Annotated in this window: 12 protein-coding genes and 1 pseudogene; 8 read left to right on the top strand and 5 right to left on the bottom strand. The window is 64.5% G+C overall.

The window, feature by feature from the left end:
• The first annotated feature begins 485 nt into the window (after positions 1 to 485).
• The gene (locus CWO91_RS01710) at positions 486 to 2,948 is read left to right on the top strand and encodes a putative bifunctional diguanylate cyclase/phosphodiesterase (RefSeq protein WP_130211986.1); all 2,463 of its coding nucleotides are present in this window, start codon (positions 486 to 488) and stop codon (positions 2,946 to 2,948) included.
• On the opposite strand, the gene CWO91_RS01715 is transcribed toward CWO91_RS01710, so the two are convergent.
• From CWO91_RS01715 to thrS, 3 genes are all read right to left on the bottom strand, one after another.
• Positions 2,934 to 4,202 carry a serine hydrolase domain-containing protein gene (locus CWO91_RS01715; RefSeq protein WP_130211987.1) on the bottom strand — a complete coding sequence of 423 codons (1,269 nt, stop codon included), beginning with the start codon at positions 4,200 to 4,202 and terminating at the stop codon, positions 2,934 to 2,936. The two genes, CWO91_RS01710 and CWO91_RS01715, sit on opposite strands and share 15 nt — an antisense overlap.
• Before the next feature lie 63 nt (positions 4,203 to 4,265).
• Complete coding sequence (locus CWO91_RS01720; RefSeq protein ID WP_128933029.1) at positions 4,266 to 4,829, bottom strand: nitroreductase family protein; 564 nt, start codon at positions 4,827 to 4,829, stop codon at positions 4,266 to 4,268.
• A 93-nt stretch (positions 4,830 to 4,922) separates the two neighbouring features.
• Entirely contained in the window at positions 4,923 to 6,965 is a 2,043-nt protein-coding gene (gene thrS, locus CWO91_RS01725; RefSeq protein ID WP_130211989.1) for a threonine--tRNA ligase, read from the bottom strand.
• 186 nt (positions 6,966 to 7,151) lie between these two features.
• Between thrS and CWO91_RS01730 the strand changes: the two genes are divergently transcribed.
• Both CWO91_RS01730 and CWO91_RS01735 read left to right on the top strand, forming a co-directional pair.
• Complete coding sequence (locus tag CWO91_RS01730; protein ID WP_130211990.1) at positions 7,152 to 8,327, top strand: MFS transporter; 1,176 nt, start codon at positions 7,152 to 7,154, stop codon at positions 8,325 to 8,327.
• A gap of 91 nt (positions 8,328 to 8,418) precedes the next feature.
• Positions 8,419 to 8,796 carry a hypothetical protein gene (locus CWO91_RS01735; protein ID WP_091889385.1) on the top strand — a complete coding sequence of 126 codons (378 nt, stop codon included), beginning with the start codon at positions 8,419 to 8,421 and terminating at the stop codon, positions 8,794 to 8,796.
• Positions 8,797 to 8,836: 40 nt separating this feature from the next.
• Here the strand turns inward: CWO91_RS01735 and CWO91_RS01740 are convergent, their stop codons facing one another.
• A complete protein-coding gene (locus CWO91_RS01740; protein WP_165405180.1) occupies positions 8,837 to 10,159 on the bottom strand; it encodes an alpha/beta hydrolase in 1,323 nt (440 codons plus the stop codon).
• A 333-nt stretch (positions 10,160 to 10,492) separates the two neighbouring features.
• Between CWO91_RS01740 and CWO91_RS01745 the strand changes: the two genes are divergently transcribed.
• Together CWO91_RS01745 and CWO91_RS01750 are read left to right on the top strand one after the other, a co-directional pair.
• Complete coding sequence (locus CWO91_RS01745; protein WP_130211992.1) at positions 10,493 to 11,860, top strand: APC family permease; 1,368 nt, start codon at positions 10,493 to 10,495, stop codon at positions 11,858 to 11,860.
• 2 nt (positions 11,861 to 11,862) lie between these two features.
• On the top strand, positions 11,863 to 13,074 hold the full coding sequence (locus CWO91_RS01750) for a hypothetical protein (RefSeq protein WP_130211993.1): 1,212 nt from the start codon (positions 11,863 to 11,865) through the stop codon (positions 13,072 to 13,074).
• Positions 13,075 to 13,095: 21 nt separating this feature from the next.
• Here the strand turns inward: CWO91_RS01750 and CWO91_RS01755 are convergent, their stop codons facing one another.
• The gene (locus tag CWO91_RS01755; protein WP_130211994.1) at positions 13,096 to 13,653 is read right to left on the bottom strand and encodes a helix-turn-helix domain-containing protein; all 558 of its coding nucleotides are present in this window, start codon (positions 13,651 to 13,653) and stop codon (positions 13,096 to 13,098) included.
• Positions 13,654 to 14,009: 356 nt separating this feature from the next.
• Between CWO91_RS01755 and CWO91_RS01760 the strand changes: the two are divergent.
• From CWO91_RS01760 to CWO91_RS01770, 3 genes and pseudogenes are all read left to right on the top strand, one after another.
• Positions 14,010 to 15,322, top strand: a pseudogene (locus tag CWO91_RS01760) (MFS transporter).
• Positions 15,323 to 15,377: 55 nt separating this feature from the next.
• Positions 15,378 to 15,899 (top strand): MOSC domain-containing protein, encoded by a 522-nt coding sequence (locus tag CWO91_RS01765; protein WP_130211995.1) that lies wholly within the window; start codon positions 15,378 to 15,380, stop codon positions 15,897 to 15,899.
• The gene (locus CWO91_RS01770) at positions 15,896 to 16,852 is read left to right on the top strand and encodes a PDR/VanB family oxidoreductase (protein ID WP_130211996.1); all 957 of its coding nucleotides are present in this window, start codon (positions 15,896 to 15,898) and stop codon (positions 16,850 to 16,852) included. Before CWO91_RS01765 ends, CWO91_RS01770 begins: the two co-directional genes overlap by 4 nt.
• The last annotated feature ends 1 nt before the right edge of the window (position 16,853 follow it).

Below are 16,853 nucleotides of genomic sequence, written 5' to 3' on the forward strand. Positions count from 1 at the left end.
ACGTTGAAACAGTTGCGCAGCAAACTGCGCTCTCGTGCCCCGGATGCAGCGCAGCGCTTCTTAGCGGTGCGCTGCAAAGCCGGGGCCCACGTTGCAGCGGATGCTTGGCTTGCTGGGTCCCGGCTCAGCGCCGCAACGCAGATGCGTTGCAGCGCGTCCGGGACACGAGAGAGTCGCTCGCCATCGCCACACACTCCGTCATTGCGAGGAGCTCTTGCGACGAAGCAATCCAGACTGCCACCGCGGAGGGATTCTGGATTGCTTCGCTGCGCTCGCAATGACGACGTTGATGCAGTTGCGGCGACGCCGTCGCCAACGTCTCAGCACGCTTCGAAAACACAACCGTCATAGTCTCTAACGCCGACTAACCAATACCTGACTTAAAACTGTCATAATCACCGAACGGACCCCACGCCTGTGCGCTCTTTACACGCCGTTAAGCGCAGCTGCATTGGATGCGCCGGGATAGTGCGTTGGGGACTGCCATGAGTGCCGCGAAGAAAGTGTCGGGAAAACCGGCCGCCGAAATGTTCGATGACATCCCGGTGCTTCAACGCAAATGGCGTGCCGCGTTGAAGCCGGGCGAACGGCTGCCGCGCTATGAGGACGTGATGCTCGGCAGCCTCGGACGGCTCGCCGACCATATCGCGCTGCTCAGGGGTGACGGCGCGCTCGAACTGTCGCGTAGCGGACGTTACGTGCAGAAATGGCTCGGCGAGGAGCGCTGGGACCTTGCCGTCGCAGAGCTGTCGCCCGATTGCGCCACGGCGCTGACGGAAGCGGCGGCGATCGCGCTCGCAACGGGGCAGCCGCATCACGCGAGCGCGCATTGCGTGCGCGACGGCATGGTCAGGACCTACGATGTGCTGGCGCTGCCGACCGCCTCGCGCTGGGGCGCGACGCTGGTCGGCGCCTACATCAACGAGCGCGGCACGCAATACAATCTCCTCGACGCGATTTTCTCCGCGACCGAAGACGCGGTGATCTCGCTGGCGACGCTGCGCGACGCAAGCGGCAAGCCGTTCGATCTCCAGATCGTGCACCACAACAAGAGCGCGGCCGCGCTGCTGAAGGCCGCGACCGGAAGCCTGCTGTGGCGGCGGGTCGGTGAGGGGAGCACGCTGCTGGCCGCACCCGAGATCATGGACTTCCTGCTCAAGGCCGTCTCGGGCGGCCGCGGCGAGCAGCTCGAGATCGAGAGCGATGGACGACACCTCCGCCTCGGCGCCACCGCCTTCGCCGACGTGGTCTCGCTGACGATCTCCGACGTCACCGCGTTGAAACGACGCGACGCCTCGTTCCGCCTGCTGTTCGACAACAACCCGATGCCGATGTGGGTGTTCGACGCCGAGACCAAGGAATTCCTCAGCGTCAACGACGCCGCGGTCCAGCATTACGGTTACAGCCGCGCCACCTTCCTGCGCATGAAGCTGCACGAGATCTGGCCAGAGGACGAGTGGGAGAGCCACGCCGAGGCGCTCGAACGTCTCGGCGATGCCTATCATTCCTCGCGCAACTGGCGGCACTTACGCGCCGACGGCAGCGAGATCGAGGTGCTTACCTTCGGCCGCCGCGTTGCCTTCGATGATCGCGATGGCTATCTGGTCGCAGTGGTCGACATCACCGAGCGGCGCAAGGCCGAGGCGCGGATCGCCCACATGGCCCATCATGACGGCCTCACCGATCTGCCGAACCGCGAATATTTCCAGGAGCGGCTGAAGCAGGCGCTCGACCAGGCCGGAGGAAAGCGGGTCGGCGTGCTCTACATCGATCTCGACCTGTTCAAGAACATCAACGATTCCTTCGGGCATCCGGCGGGCGACCGCCTGCTCAAGCAAGTCGCCGAACGCCTGACCACCGCGATCCGCGGTGCCAATCTTGCGGCCCGGCTCGGCGGCGACGAATTCGCCGTCATCCTGGCGGCCGACGTCTCGCCGAACGAGGCCAGCGCTTGCGCGGCTTTGCTGATCGACATGCTGAAGGCGCCCTATGACATCGACGGCCAGGAGATGGTGATCGGCGCCAGCATCGGCATCGCGCTGTCACCGGGTGATGGCACGACGTCCGAGGAGTTGATGCGCAACGCCGACATGGCGCTGTACCGGGCCAAGTCCGACGGCGGCGGCGTGCATCATTTCTTCGAGCGCGAGATGGACCTTCAGGCGCAGAGGCGCCGCGACATGGAGCTCGATCTGCGCCGCGCCTTTGCCAATGGCGAGTTCGAGCTGCACTACCAGCCGCTGGTGTCGATCGCCTCCGACCGCATCTCCGGCTTCGAATCGCTCTTGCGCTGGCGCCACCCGGACAAGGGCATGATCTCGCCCGCCGAGTTCATTCCGGTCGCCGAGGACATCGGCCTGATCTCGCAGCTCGGCGAGTGGGTGCTGCGCGAGGCCTGCGCCGAAGCCGTGAAATGGCCTGTCGACATCAAGGTCGCGGTCAATTTGTCGCCGGCGCAATTCCGCAGCCGCAACCTGGTTCAGGTCGTGATCTCGGCCCTGGCGCAGTCCGGCCTGTCGCCGAGGCGGCTCGAGCTCGAGATCACCGAGTCGATCTTCCTGGCGGAGACCGAAGCCAACCTCGCCACGCTGCATCAGTTGCGCGAGCTCGGCGTCGGCATCTCCATGGATGATTTCGGCACCGGCTATTCCAGCCTGAGCTACTTGCGCAGCTTCCCCTTCGACAAGATCAAGATCGACCGGTCCTTCGTCAAGGATCTGGCGCAGCGGCCCGATTGCAGCGCGATCGTGCGCGCGATCTCCGGTCTCGGCCGCAGCCTCAACATCACCACCACGGCGGAAGGCGTCGAGACCGAGGATCAGCTCGACTGGCTGCGCGCCGAAGGCTGCAACGAGGTGCAGGGCTTCCTGTTCAGCGCGGCGCGGCCCGCCGCCGAGATCGGAAAGCTGCTCGCCGATTTCGGCCAGCGCGCCTCACGGGCGGCGTAGCGGAGGCGGGTAGCAATCGTAGACCAGCGCTTTGAACGCCGGCGTGATGCGGCCGCGCTCGCTCTGAGTCTGTTGCATCATAAGGTAGACCATGTCGAGCTTGGGATCGACGCCGAAATAGGTGCCGCTGCCGCTGTCCCATTTCAACTCGCCGATCGAACCCGGGGGCGGCGGTTTCGCGTTGCCGGGATCGGTGCGCACCGCAAGGCCGTAGCCATAGCCAAAACCGTCGCCGGGGAAATAGAAATAGTCGCGTCCGACGCCGGATCCGGGCCCGATGTGATCGGTCGTCATGGCCTTGAACGCAGCACGGCTCAGATAACGCTTGCCCGCGAACTCGCCGTCATTGAGCAGCATCTGCGCGAAGCGCTGATAGTCGGTGATGGTCGAGAGCAGCCCGCCGCCGCCCGACTGCCATTCGGGATGGTCGAGGCGCTCGCGCTCGGCGGCGAGCAGGATGAAATCGTTCGGCAACGGCCGCGCCATCCGCGCCAGCTCGTCCTCCGTCGCCAGCGCGAATTTGGTGCTGCTCATGCCGAGCGGATCGAAGATGCGTGCTTTCAGGAATTCGTACAGCGTCTGGCCCGAGATGATCTCGATGATGGCGCCGAGCACGTCGGTGGAATGACCGTAGCGCCACAGCGTTCCCGGTTGCCGCGCCAGCGGCAGCTTCGCGATGCGGTCGGCGAATTCCCTGTTGTTGAACTGATCCTCGAAAATGTTGGCGGCCTTGTAGGCCTGCTCGACCCATTTGCCGCCGATGTAATCGTAGCTGATGCCGGACGTTTGGCGCAGCAGATCCTCGATATTGACAGGACGGAGCGGCGGCACGAGATCGAGCTCCAGCTTGCCGTCCGGCTTGGTGATCTCGAGGCCCACCTTGGTGTCGGCAAAGAGCGGGACGTATTTCGATACGGGGTCGGCAAGTGCGAGCTTACCCTCGTCGATCAGCATCATCGCGCTGAGGCACGTGATTGGCTTGGTCATCGAGTGGATGGCGAAGATCGTGTCCGGCGTCATGGCAAGGCCGGTCGTGACGTCGCGTACGCCGAACGTCTTGAGGTAGACCGGCTTGCCGTGCTGCTGGACCAGGATGACGGCACCCGGCAGCCGGCCGCTCGTCACCTCGTTGTCGAAGAATGCCGTGATGCGGTCGAGGCCATCGGGTGTGGGGGCGGGAATATCGGCGGCGCGGCTTCGCGCCATGGTGCCGGCCAGCAGCGCAGCCCCGACCAGAAATTCACGGCGCTTCATCCGGGCTTCCTCCCTAGGCGGGATCAAAGCCGCAAGACGCTGAAGGCGTCAACAAGACATCGCTTAAAAACGCGTCACGATTTCCGAAAGGAACGGTCGCGGACGGTCTTCGCTCGGCTTGGTCGGCGTACCGATGTGGACGAAGCCGGCGAGCTTTTCGTCCGGCTTGAGGCCGAGGCCGTCAAGCACGTCGCGATCGAAGGCGAACCAGCCGGTCAGCCAGCAGGCGCCGTAGCCGAGGGCGGTTGCGGCCGTGACGATGTTCATGGCGCTCGCGCCGGCCGACAATTCCTGCTCGAAGGCCGGCACCTTCGGATGCGGCTTAGTGAAGCTGACGATGCCGATCACGAGCGGCGCGTCGGTGAGGCGCTTGCGCTCGGTCTCGACGTCGGCGGCAGGCGCGCCTGGGTTCTTCCGGGCGAAGACTTTTGCGATCACCTCGCCGGCGCGCTGGCGGGCATCGCCCTCGAAAATGATGAAGCGCCAGGGCGTCAGCTTGCCATGGTCCGGCACGCGCGCGCCGATGGTGAGGATGGTCTCGAGCTCGGCTGCGGAGGGGCCGGGTCCGGTCATCTCGCGCGGCTTGACCGAGCGGCGGGTCTTCAGGAGTTCGATGGCATCTCGCACTGCGATATCCTCTTCAACTGGTCGGCGGACGTACAGACCCGAGATAGGCATGCACGCCCGCAACCGGAAGCGAATTTAGATCGATTTCAGGGATCAGACGGTGCCACGCGCCCGCTGGACGTCCGGCGGGGTCGCCTCGTCGAGGAGGGCGGCGATCGCCTCCTGCGTCGTCATCACCTTCTGGCCGTCGCTGCCGAGCCGGCGGACCGAGACCGAATGCGTCTCGGCTTCCTTCTTGCCGACCACGAGCAGCGCCGGGATCTTGGCCAGCGAGTGCTCGCGGACCTTGTAGTTGATCTTTTCGTTCCGCAGGTCGATTTCGACCCGAAGGCCTGCGCGCCGTGCCTGTTCGACGACCTGCTTGGCGTATTCGTCGGCCTCCGAGGTGATGGTGGTGACCACCACCTGCACCGGCGAGAGCCAGAGCGGGAAGTTGCCGGCATAGTGCTCGATCAGGATGCCGATATAGCGCTCCATCGAGCCACAGATCGCGCGGTGCACCATCACCGGCGGCTTCTTGCCGCCGTCATGGTCGATGTAGAACGCGCCGAACCGCTCCGGCAGGTTGAAGTCGACCTGCGTGGTGCCGCACTGCCAGTCGCGGCCGATGGCGTCGCGCAGCACATATTCGAACTTCGGGCCGTAGAAGGCGCCTTCGCCTGGATTGATCTCGGTCTTGATGTGATTGTTCTGCGACTGGATCTCGCGCAGCACGGTCGCCATCACGCGCTCGGCGTGATCCCACATCGCGTCGGTGCCGACGCGTTTCTCCGGCCGGGTCGACAGCTTCACGGTGAGATCGCCGGTGAAGCCGAAGTCCGCATAGGTCGACAGGATCAGGTCGTTGATCTTCAGGCATTCATCGGCGAGCTGGTCTTCGGTGCAGAAGACGTGCGCATCGTCCTGGGTGAAGCCGCGCACGCGCATCAGCCCGTGCATGGCACCGGAGGGCTCATAGCGATGCACCACGCCGAACTCGGCAAGGCGCAAGGGCAGGTCGCGATAGCTCTTCAGGCCGTGCTTGAAGATCTGCACGTGACCGGGGCAGTTCATCGGCTTGAGCGCAAACCAGCGCTTGTCTTCGGCCTCGTCACCGGCGGACTGCGCCGCGAACATGTTCTCGCGATACCATCCCCAATGGCCCGAAGTCTCCCACAGCACCTTGTCGAGGATCTGCGGCGCGTTGACCTCGCTGTAATCGCCGGTCAGGCGTCGCCGCATATAGGCGATCAGCTGCTGGAAGATGGTCCAGCCCTTCGGATGCCAGAACACGACGCCCGGACCTTCCTCCTGGAAATGGAAGAGGTCGAGCTCGCGTCCGAGCTTGCGATGGTCGCGCTTCTCGGCTTCCTCGATCTGCTTGAGGTAGGCGTCGAGGTCCTCCTGCTTGGCGAAGGCGGTGCCGTAGATGCGGGTCAGCATCGGATTGTTGCTGTCGCCGCGCCAATAGGCGCCGGCCACCTTCATCAGCTTGAAGGCATTGCCGACCTTGCCGGTCGAGGTCATGTGCGGGCCGCGGCAGAGATCGAACCAGTCGCCCTGGTAGTAGATCTTGATCGGCTCGTTGCCGGGAATGGCGTCGACCAATTCGACCTTGAAGGCTTCGCCCTTGTCGCGGAACACCTGTTTGGTCTTTTCGCGATCCCAAACCTCTTTGGTGAAAGGTTTGTCGCGCGCGATGATCTCGCGCATCTTCTTTTCGATCGCGGCAAAATCTTCCGGGGTGAACGGCTCGTTGCGGAAGAAGTCGTAGTAGAAGCCGTTCTCGATCACCGGGCCGATGGTGACCTGGGTGCCCGGCCACAGCGATTGCACGGCTTCGGCCAGCACGTGCGCGCAGTCATGTCGGATCAGCTCGAGCGCGCGGGGATCCTCGCGATTGACGAGCTCGATCTTCGCGTCGGCCTCGATCGGGTCGTTGAGGTCGGCGAGCGCGCCGTCGAGCGCCAGCGCTACCGTGCGCTTGGCGAGCGACGGCGAGATGCCCTTGGCGATATCGAGGCCGGTGATGCCCTTGTCGAACTGGCGCTGGGCGCCGTCTGGGAAGGTGAGGGTGACCTTGGGGGCGGGGGACACGGGCTTCAGATTGGAGAGGCTGTACTGGAATCCGGATTCGGATTTTGGCTGGTCGGTCATGCTTTTCTCCTGAGGCTCACTCCTGCGAACGAGCGCAGGTAAGCGGGAACGAGCGATATATCAGGCGATTCGGCCTGCGCAATCCGGCATTTCCAAGAAAGTGGCGCGCAAAAGCTGGGACGGTGCACCAACTATTTCAAAACCGCGCCCTTTAACAGACCGCAGCTCTGCTCTACATGCACTTGCATGGAAAGATCGCCTACTGCCCGCCGCTTCGCGCCAACCGCCCTGATGCTCGGCAACATCGTCACCGGCTGCTCGGTGCTGGCGCCGGCGGGCATGCTGCCGGAATTGGCAACCGGGCTCGACGTCAGCATCCATGCGGCCGGGCTCCTGATCACCTTTGGCGCGATCACGCTGTGCATCGGCTCGCCGCTGACGGCCTGGCTGACCAGCCGCATCGAACGGCGCACGCTGCTCACGATCACGCTGGCCGTGCTTGCCGTCGGCAATCTCGCCTCGGCGTTTGTGCCCGACTATGCGAGCCTCCTTGCCATCCGTCTGGTGATGCTCGCCGTCGGCGCGCTCTATACGCCGCAGGCCGCCGGCACCGCGGCGCTGATCGTGCCGGCGGAGCGACGCGGCAGCACCATCGCCTACATCTTTCTCGGCTGGTCGCTCGCTGCCGCCGTCGGCTTGCCGCTGATCACCTTCATCGCCAGCCGCTATGGCTGGCGTGCCGCCTATGGCGAGATCGGCGCGCTCGGCTGCATCAGCTTCCTGTTGCTGCTGCTGCGCCTGCCGGCAGGCCTGAAGGGCGCGCCAGTGGATATCAAGACCTGGGCCGAGGTCGGCCGCAGCAAGACAATTCTGCTCCTGCTTGCGGTCACCATGCTGCAAATGTCCGGGCAGTTCGTGGTGTTCACCTTCATGGGCCCGCTGCTCAACAAGCTCACCGGCGCCGGACCCGATGCCATCGGCGTGGTGTTCGCGCTTTATGGCGTCTGCGGCTTCCTCGGCGTCGCCATCGCGGCCCGCATCGTCGACACCTCGGGCCCTTATCGCACCTCGGTGCTGTTCACCTGCCTGCTGCTTGCGGGGATCACCGGCTGGGCGCTTGGCGCCGGCGCGTTCGCATTGATGGCGGGCGCGGTCGCGGTCTGGGGCCTTGGCTTTGCCTCGACCAATTCGATGCAGCAGGTGCGGCTGGTCGCGGCCGCGCCGTCACTGGCATCGGCGACCGTCGCGCTCAACACATCCGTGCTCTATATCGGTCAGGCGGTCGGCTCGGCCATCGGCGGACTGCTGTTCGCCCGCGAGCTCCTGCACACGCTCGGCTTCGTCGCGGTCGGTTTCGTCGTGCTGGCGCTGCTCCTGGTGCTCCTGACCCGGCCCCGGCGGGTTGCCACCCTAACGGCCTGAATCTCGTGGTATCCCGTGCGCAAGGTGCTTGGCAAACCGCGCGGGAGAGCGCTAGAACGCCCGACATGGGGACCAAAGAGAGTTGACTGAAATGAGGATGATTCTGGCGGTTGCCGCGGTGCTCTATTCAGCGTCCGCATTTGCGCAAGCCGACAAGCCACCGATGGTGGGGGACAAGCCGCTGGTGCAGGTCAAGCCCAAAGGGACCAAAGAGGCCGCGGCCAAGCCCGCCGCGGCGGCGAAGGGCAAGCCGCAATCGATCGCGGCGCGGCTCCAGGCCTGCCTCGAAATCGATGACGGCACCAAGGACCGTCTCAACTGCTACGACGCCGTGATCCCGCCGGCGCCGAAGCCGAAGCCGGCGAAGGCCAAGGGCTACGCGGACTGCCGTTTCTTCAAGGAAGAGGACGAGCGGCTGGCTTGCTTCAACGGCTTTGCCGAGAGCATTCCGAAGCTGCCGAAAACCTAAGCGATAGACCGGGCCCTCAGCGCGCCACGGTCGCGTCCGTTTAACGGCTCGATGCGGATGGATTGGTAGAGGCGACGCGCGTGAGCGCGAGCGCGGGCGTCGCCGACATCTTCACCAGGACGTCCTTGAGCGGATCCCGCGTCCAGGCCCTCGTCACGTAATCGCGATGGGTGATGCCCTCGCCAGTCTCGACGAACACCACGCTGCCGGGCCGCAATGGCCCGTCCATGTCTTCCGCGACGCTGATGCCCTTCTGCCGCAGCATGCTCATCAGCTCGCGGTCGCGCCGCGCGGTGTAGCGGGTGTAGGCACTGACGAAGAAGCCGGAACGGTGGCTCTCGATCCAGGACGCGAACTTGTCCATTTCGCCATAGACCGCGTCGAGCAGCACGACGCCGCGGACGCGGTCGCTGATGCCGCCGACCTCCAGGCTCCAGGCCGTCGGCAGGAAGCCGCCGCTGTAGCCGACGATCGCGATCGGCATGTTGGCGAAGGCCCGCGCGCTGTTGGGATCGCCGGTCAGGCGGGCGAGGTGGTTGGCCGATTCCTCCATGAAGCGCTTGAGGCCGCCCGCCTGCCAGAACTTGCCGGCGCTGGAATCGGCGGCATCGACCGCCATCTGCGGCGCAAGCAGGATGGCATTGGCGCCGGAATCGGTGATCTGTTTCGGCACCAGCTGCCGGTCGCGCACGTCGCGCTCGAGCGTCGCGCCATTGCCGTGGAAGAACACCACGATCACGCCCGGCTTGCGGACGTCGAAATGCTCGGGGACATGCACCAGCACGCGGCTGTCGCTGTAAGTTTCGTCCTGCCAGTAGACGCGCCCCGAATAGCTGCGGTGGCCGCGGCGGTCGCCCTTGGAGATGTTGAGGAAGGGTGCGTCAGAGGCGGGGTTGTTGCCGAAATAGGGGAAGGCGGACGACTTCATGCTGACGAGCGTCGTCAGATCCTCCCGGGGCGGACGCTTGTAGGGGAGCTGCGGCTCGAGCGAAGCGACCTTGTAGGCCGCCTGCTCAGGTTGCGGCTGCTGGACAGCGCGCTTGGGCGAGAAGTCCGACATCTGCCGTTGCAGGAAACTCTCGCTCGCAGAGGGGAAGCGCTCCCTAAACTGCGGGGCAGGGAAGCGATCCTCGAACGTGTCGCCGCTTGCCACCTGCGTATTTGTCTTAGCGACCACCTGCACGTTGGCCTGCGAGTTCGCCGCGAGCGCCGCCGGATTGGGCGCCTTGCCGCATTGAACCAGCGTCAGCGACAGCGGCACCAAGGCTGAGATCAGACCGACCCGGAGCACGCGACCGCGCGCGCCGGACATCGTCCGGTCTGCACGAGAGTCAGCTCTCAATTTCGGAACGGCCCCGACCATCCACCCATGACCCCAAGTCACGTCCATCAAGTCACGTCCATCGGCGATCTTGAAACAATTGAGCCGACTGGCGTTTAGGCGACGTTAAGCGTCCGGTGAAACTTCCCCACATCCGGAACGCTCAAAGGGACCATGCAATCGTGTCCTGATTGTGGGGGAGGAGAACGGGATTGTCTGGGATTTGTGCAGGTTAATTGCCCAGCACCATGCATAAGAGGTGTTAAAATACCCGGTTCGCCTGCCTCATTTAACCCTTGTTAACCCTGCTTGAATTGACTGATCAATCTGCACGATGCTCCCCATGGGGCGAGACGCCTGAGGCTTGAGGACCCGATGACAGCATCAGATGCGGGTACCGCGCCCTGGACTGGCCGGCTGACCGGAAGCGGGTCGGGGGTCTCCGTTCTGGTCGCGACCGCCATTGTCGTCGCCGACATGATCGGGGTCGGCGTCTTCACCAGCCTCGGCTTCCAGGTCAAGGACATCCCGTCCGGCTTCTCGATTCTGCTGCTCTGGACGGTCGGCGGCATCGTCGCGCTGTGTGGGGTGTTCTCCTACAGCGAATTGGGCGCGATGTTTCCGCGCTCGAGCGGGGAGTACAACTTCCTCGGCCGCGCCTATCATCCCGCCTTCGGCTTTCTCGCCGGCTGGGTCTCGGCGACGGTGGGATTTGCGGCGCCGGTCGCGCTCGCCGCGATGGCGTTCGGCGAATACGCCAAATCGGTCGTGCCCGATCTGCCGCCGATCCCGCTCGCCATCGGCGTGGTGTGGCTGGTTTCGCTCGTGCAACTGACCGGCGTCAGGCACTCCTCGACCTTCCAGCTGATCTCGACGATTATCAAGGTCGTGCTGATCGTCGCCTTCCTGGTGGCTGGATTCATCATCGGCGTGCCGCAGCAGATCGCCTTCATGCCGCAGCCGGGCGATCTCGCCCACATCGTCAGCGCGCCGTTCGCGATCGGGCTCGTCTTCGTGATGTACTCGTTCTCGGGCTGGAATGCCGCGACCTACATCATCGGCGAGATGAACACGCCGCAGCGGAGCCTGCCGCGCGCGTTGCTCGCGGGCACGCTGATCGTGCTCGTGCTCTACGTCGCGCTGAACGCGGTGTTCCTCTACTCGACGCCTGTCAGCGCGCTGGCCGGCCAGCTCGACGTTGCCAGTGTCGCCGGCAGCGCCATCTTCGGCGGCCTCGGTGGCAGGATCGTCGGCGCGATGATCTGTGTCGGTCTGATCTCCTCGATCAGCGCGATGATGTGGATCGGACCGCGCGTGATGATGACGATGGGCGAGGACATTCCGGCGCTGCGCGTGTTCTCGCGGAGGTCGGCGAACGGTGCGCCGGCCTATGCCATCCTGTTCCAGCTCGCCGTCGCAACCCTGCTGCTGTTCACGCGCAGCTTCGAGGCGGTGCTCGACTTCATCCAGTTCGCGCTGCTGTTCTGCTCGTTCTTCACCGTCGCCGGCGTGATCAAGCTGCGCATCACCGATCCCGATTTGCCGCGGCCCTATCGCGCCTGGGGATACCCGTTCACGCCGCTGGTTTTCCTGCTCGTGACCGCGTTCATGATGTACTACCTGTTGACTGAGCGACCGGTGCAGTCGCTGTCGGGGATGCTCGTCATGCTCTCGGGCCTGCTGATATATGTTGTTTTCCGCAGGCGGCCGGTTGCCGCTGGCAATTCATCACATCGCGAATAAACATGCTTCGACCCCTGAGAATTGCAGCCGTCGCCCTTGCCGTGCTGGCTGCGGCCGTCTCGTCCGCATGTGCCGCCGAGGTCACCTTCGACGACACCGCGCGCTTCCTTGCGGGCATGCAGCCTTCGGCGGACTCGCCGCTGGTGCCGCTCACGAAAGATCCGGGCTGGCAGCGTCATGCGAAATTCTTCGATGGCGCCTTCGCCCAGCTCGAGCAACGGCAGCTCTCGAAGATCCGCAGCTGGGCCGACGTCAATCTCGCCGCGCCCCGGCCAACCATGTTCTACATGTTCAGTGGCCCGGACTTCCTCTACGCCAACGCCTTCTATGCCAAGGCCAGCACCTACGTGCTCGGCGCGCTCGAACCGGTGGGGGCGGTGCCCGACCTGACGCGGCTGCCGCGTGGTTCGGTCGGCACTGCGCTCTACAACGTCGAGCGCTCGCTCGCCTCGATCCTGAGTTTTTCGTTCTTCATCACCAAGCAGATGAAGGTCGACCTGCACGCCAATCAGGTCAACGGCACGCTGCCGATCCTCTATGTCTTCCTCGCGCGCTCCGGCAAGACCATCCGCAATGTCGAGATGATCGCGCTCGATGACAAGGGAGGGGTGCATACGGCCGGCGACAATCCGGGCCCCAACGCGACGCGCGGCGTCCGCATCACCTTCGCCGGCAGCGATGGGGAAGCGCGCACGCTGTATTATTTCTCGACTGATCTTTCCAATTCGGGTGCACGCACGGCCGGCTTCCTGAAATTCTGCGAGACGCTCGGGCCCGGCAACAGCCTGCTCAAGAGCGCGTCCTATCTGCTCCATTCCGGCAATTTCACCGTCGTGCGCGATTGGCTGCTCGCCAACAGCGTCACCATCATCCAGGACGATTCCGGCATTCCACTTGCGAATTACAGCGCGCGGCAATGGCGGTTCTTCCCGTTCGGCCGTTATCTCGGTCCGATCGATGAATTCCCAGGCCGCTACCAGGAGCGCTACGCCGAACTGTTCACGCGCGCCCAACCGATCGATTTCGGCGTGGGCTATCGCTGGCGGACGCACGAGTCGAACCTGCTGCTGTCGGTGAAGGTGCCGGGCAGCGAGGCCGCGCCGGCGGAGACCACTTCGTCCGCCGAGCCGTCGCCAAAGCCGCCACGGCCGAAGCGGCTACGTCCGCCGGAGTCGATCCCGCCGCAGTCCGGGCGCTTTTTCTGGTTCCGCTAGGCTATTCGCTGAGGCCCGGCGTCAAGGAGTCTGGGCGACGACGACCAGAACCTCAGCCTTCTGCCGCCCGAGGCTCCTGACCTCGTGCGGCGTCTCGCCTGAAAAGTAAAGGCAATCGCCCTTGCCGAGGACGAGTTCCTCGCCGTCCAGCTTGATCGCGATCCTGCCGTTGATGACGAACAGCAGCTCCTCGCCGGCGTGCGAGGCGCGCGTCGCCGCCTTGTGCGGCGGGCTGAGCAGGAACGGTTCCATCATCTTGCGGGTGCGGCCGGTTGCCAGTGGCACCACGCCAAACGTGTCCTGGAACAGCGGCACGCTGCCACCTTCGCGGCGGAACAACGTGTAGCGTGGCGCCGGCTCGGCGTTCGGGTCGAAGAAGTTCGCGACATTGACCTCGAGGGCGGCGGCCATCCGAAGCAGGGCGGCGAGCGAGGGGATTTTGAGGTTGCGCTCGACCAGCGAAATGTAGCCGCGCGTGAGGTCGCTCTGCTTCGCAAGCTGGTCCAGCGTCAGGCCCTTGGCGATCCGCGCCTGGCGGATGTTGGCTCCGACCGCTGTCGCTTTGCTGACGTCAAGCACGCAAGAATCTCCCGAACTGCTCGCGCCTGTTTTGCAACAGATGGCGCCCGACTGCCAGCCCGGCGGCCCAGGCCAGGCCACGCCGGTCGCCTGCAAGCGTATTCCAAGGGAAAACACAAGAGCGAAAATTTCAGGCACGGCCGCGGATATTATGAGCAAGTGAACTAGCATAGCCTGAAAAATAGCTGAATTTAAGTGCAAATCGTCAGCCTTGCCGCGATCGACGGCATTTGCCGCGTTCCGTGGCGTTGATTTCTAATAGTAAACATGGTCGATTTTACCGTCGTGGCTGCCGATGGGCTCCACGCACCTAACCAACTGCTTTTCCCTGGCGCCGGTACCTTTTGGAGAGATCGATGACCGTAGCAGACGACGTAACCCTGAACGTAGCGCCGGACGAGGCGGCGAGCTTACGACGGATCGTGTGGTCGAGCGTGATCGGCACCGCGGTCGAATGGTACGACTTCCTCATCTACGGCACGGCGACCGCACTGGTGTTCAACAAGGTCTTCTTCGCCGCCGGCAATCCCACGCTCGCCACCATTGCCGCCTTCGGCACCTATGCGGTCGGCTTCCTGGCGCGGCCGCTGGGCGCTGCGATCTTCGGCCATTACGGCGACCGGGTGGGACGCAAGGCGATGCTCGCGATCACGATCATGGTGATGGGCATCGGCACCTTCCTGATCGGCCTGCTGCCGACCTATCAGCAGATCGGTATCGCAGCGCCGCTGCTGCTGATCGGGCTGCGCTTCCTCCAGGGCATTGGCCTCGGCGGCGAATGGGGCGGCGCCGTGCTGATGGTGGTGGAGAACTGCCCGACGCATCGTCGCGGCCTGCTCGGCAGCATGGTGCAGGTCGGTAATCCCATCGGCAATCTGGCTGCTATTGGCATGTTCGCGCTGGTGGCGAGCCTGCCGGAAAGCGACTTCATGGCTTACGGCTGGCGCATTCCCTTCCTGATCTCGATCCTCCTGGTTGGCGTCGGCCTGTACATCCGCCTCAACATGGAGGAGACCGCGGCCTTCCGTCAGGTTCAGGCCAAGAAGGACGTTGCGAAGCTGCCGCTGGTCGAGATCTTCACGCATCACCGCAGGCCCTTCTTCACCGCGGTCGGTCTCAAGATTTCCGAGATCGCCTATGCCAGTATCGGCGGCGTGTTCGTGATGTCCTATGCCACCGCCAATCTGGGACTGCGCGGGCGGTGGTGCTGAACGGTGCCTTTGCCGCGTCGATGGTCGCGCTGCTTGCCATTCCGCTGTTCGGCTGGCTGTCCGATCTCGTCGGCCGCAAGACCATGTTCTATGCGAGCTGCGTGTTCTCGGCGCTGTTTGCCTTCCCGCTGTTCTGGCTGCTCGATAGCCGCGATCCCACCATCGTCATCTGCACCATCGTGGTCGCGATCACCTTCGGTCAGATGGTGATGTTCGGCATCGGCGCGCCCTGGTATTCCGAACTGTTCTCCGCGCGGCTGCGTTACAGCGGCGCTTCGCTCGGCTTTCAGGTCGGCGCAGCCCTGAGCGGTGGGTTGACCCCGCTGATCGCGGCCTCTCTGATGGCGTGGAGCGGCGGCGCCACCTGGCCGGTTTCGCTGCTGCTGATCGCGTGCGCTGGCATCACCGCGACGGCGACTAGTTTCGCGCCGGAGATGGCGAACAAGGAACTGACCTGATCCCGCGGCGCGCCGCTACCTGCGGCGCGCCATCGCTTCTGACAAGGATTCCATCATGCTCAATACCGTCAGCGCCGGCTCGGCGCAAAAGGCAGCACAGCTCGGCTGGACCGGGGTGGTGCGCTTCCTCCATCTTGCTCCGCGTGCGTTCCTGCCGATGCGCGCAGCTGAGACGGTCACCCTCGTCGCCGGCAAGGGGATCGAGGGCGACCGCTACATGATCGGCAAGGAGGAAGGGTTTTACTCGCACAAGCCGGAAGAGGGCCGGCAGGTCACCCTGTTCGAGCTCGAGACACTCGTAGCCCTCAAGCGCGATGCCGGCATCGGGCTCGGTCCCGAAGAGCATCGGCGCAACGTCTCGGTCGAAGGCGTGCCGCTCAATCACCTCGTCGGCCGCCGCTTCTGGCTGGGTGAGACCCTGCTGGAAGCGACGCGGCTGTCGGTACCGTGCCGGCATATCGAGGAGATCACCGGCAAGGCGATCTTCGATCCCCTGATCAATCGCTCCGGCCTCAACTGCAAGATCCTGCAGGGCGGCATCGTCAGGATCGGCGACACCGTGCGGAACGCGACATGAGCGCGCGCCCGATCACGACGGTCAAGACGATTGTCACCAGCATCGAGCAGGCGGGGGCAGACATCAAGCTGTTCACGCTGGCCGATCCCGACCGGTGGGAACTGCCGCCGTTCAAGCCCGGCGCACATATCGACCTGCATCTGCCGAACGGGCTCGTGCGCACTTACTCGCTGTGCAATGAGCCCGCGGACAACACGCGCTATGTCATCGCGGTCAAGCGCGAAGCGAATGGGCGCGGCGGCTCGCGGGCGCTGCATGATCAATTCGGCATCGGTGATGTCATCGGCGTTTCATTGCCGCGCGGCGGGCTGGAGCCCGATGCGCGCATCGGGCGCTACGTGTTCGTGGCGGGTGGCATCGGCGTGACGCCGTTCCTGTCGGTGGCGCGGCATCTCCAACGAACGGCGCAGGCCGAAGTCACGCTGCATCTGGTGGTGCGCGAGGAGGTGCCGCTCGCCGTGCCTCTCGGCTCACTGATCGAGGCGGGGACTGTCGTCGTGCATCGGACGTCGCGAGAGAGACGTCCTGATCTCGCGGAGTTGGTCGGCGATCCCGATCCGGAGACCCTGGTGGCTTGCTGCGGCCCGGAAGGCATGACCGCCGATTTCGAGCGCCTGACCACAGCCTGGCCAACGGCCAACGTTCATATCGAGCGCTTTGTCGCGCCGCCACCGATCATCGATCCCGATGCCAAACCATTCACATTGTCGCTTGCGCGCTCGGGTACCGAGATCCAGGTACGCGCGGGCCAGACCATGCTGGCCGCGTTGCAGGAAGGCGGCATCGATATCGCGATCTCCTGTTGCGGCGGCATCTGCGGCGCCTGCAAGGTCGGGTGGCTCGAGGGCAAACCGGTACACCGCGACCGCATTCTGTCGCCCTACGAGCGCCAGCGCTATCTCATGGTGTGCGTCGCCGGATCGGACGCGGAGCGGCTGGTGCTGGATCTCTGAG

Origin of the sequence: Bradyrhizobium genosp. SA-3, from assembly GCF_004212635.1 — a bacterium.
In the GTDB taxonomy this organism is placed as follows: Bacteria; Pseudomonadota; Alphaproteobacteria; order Rhizobiales; family Xanthobacteraceae; genus Bradyrhizobium.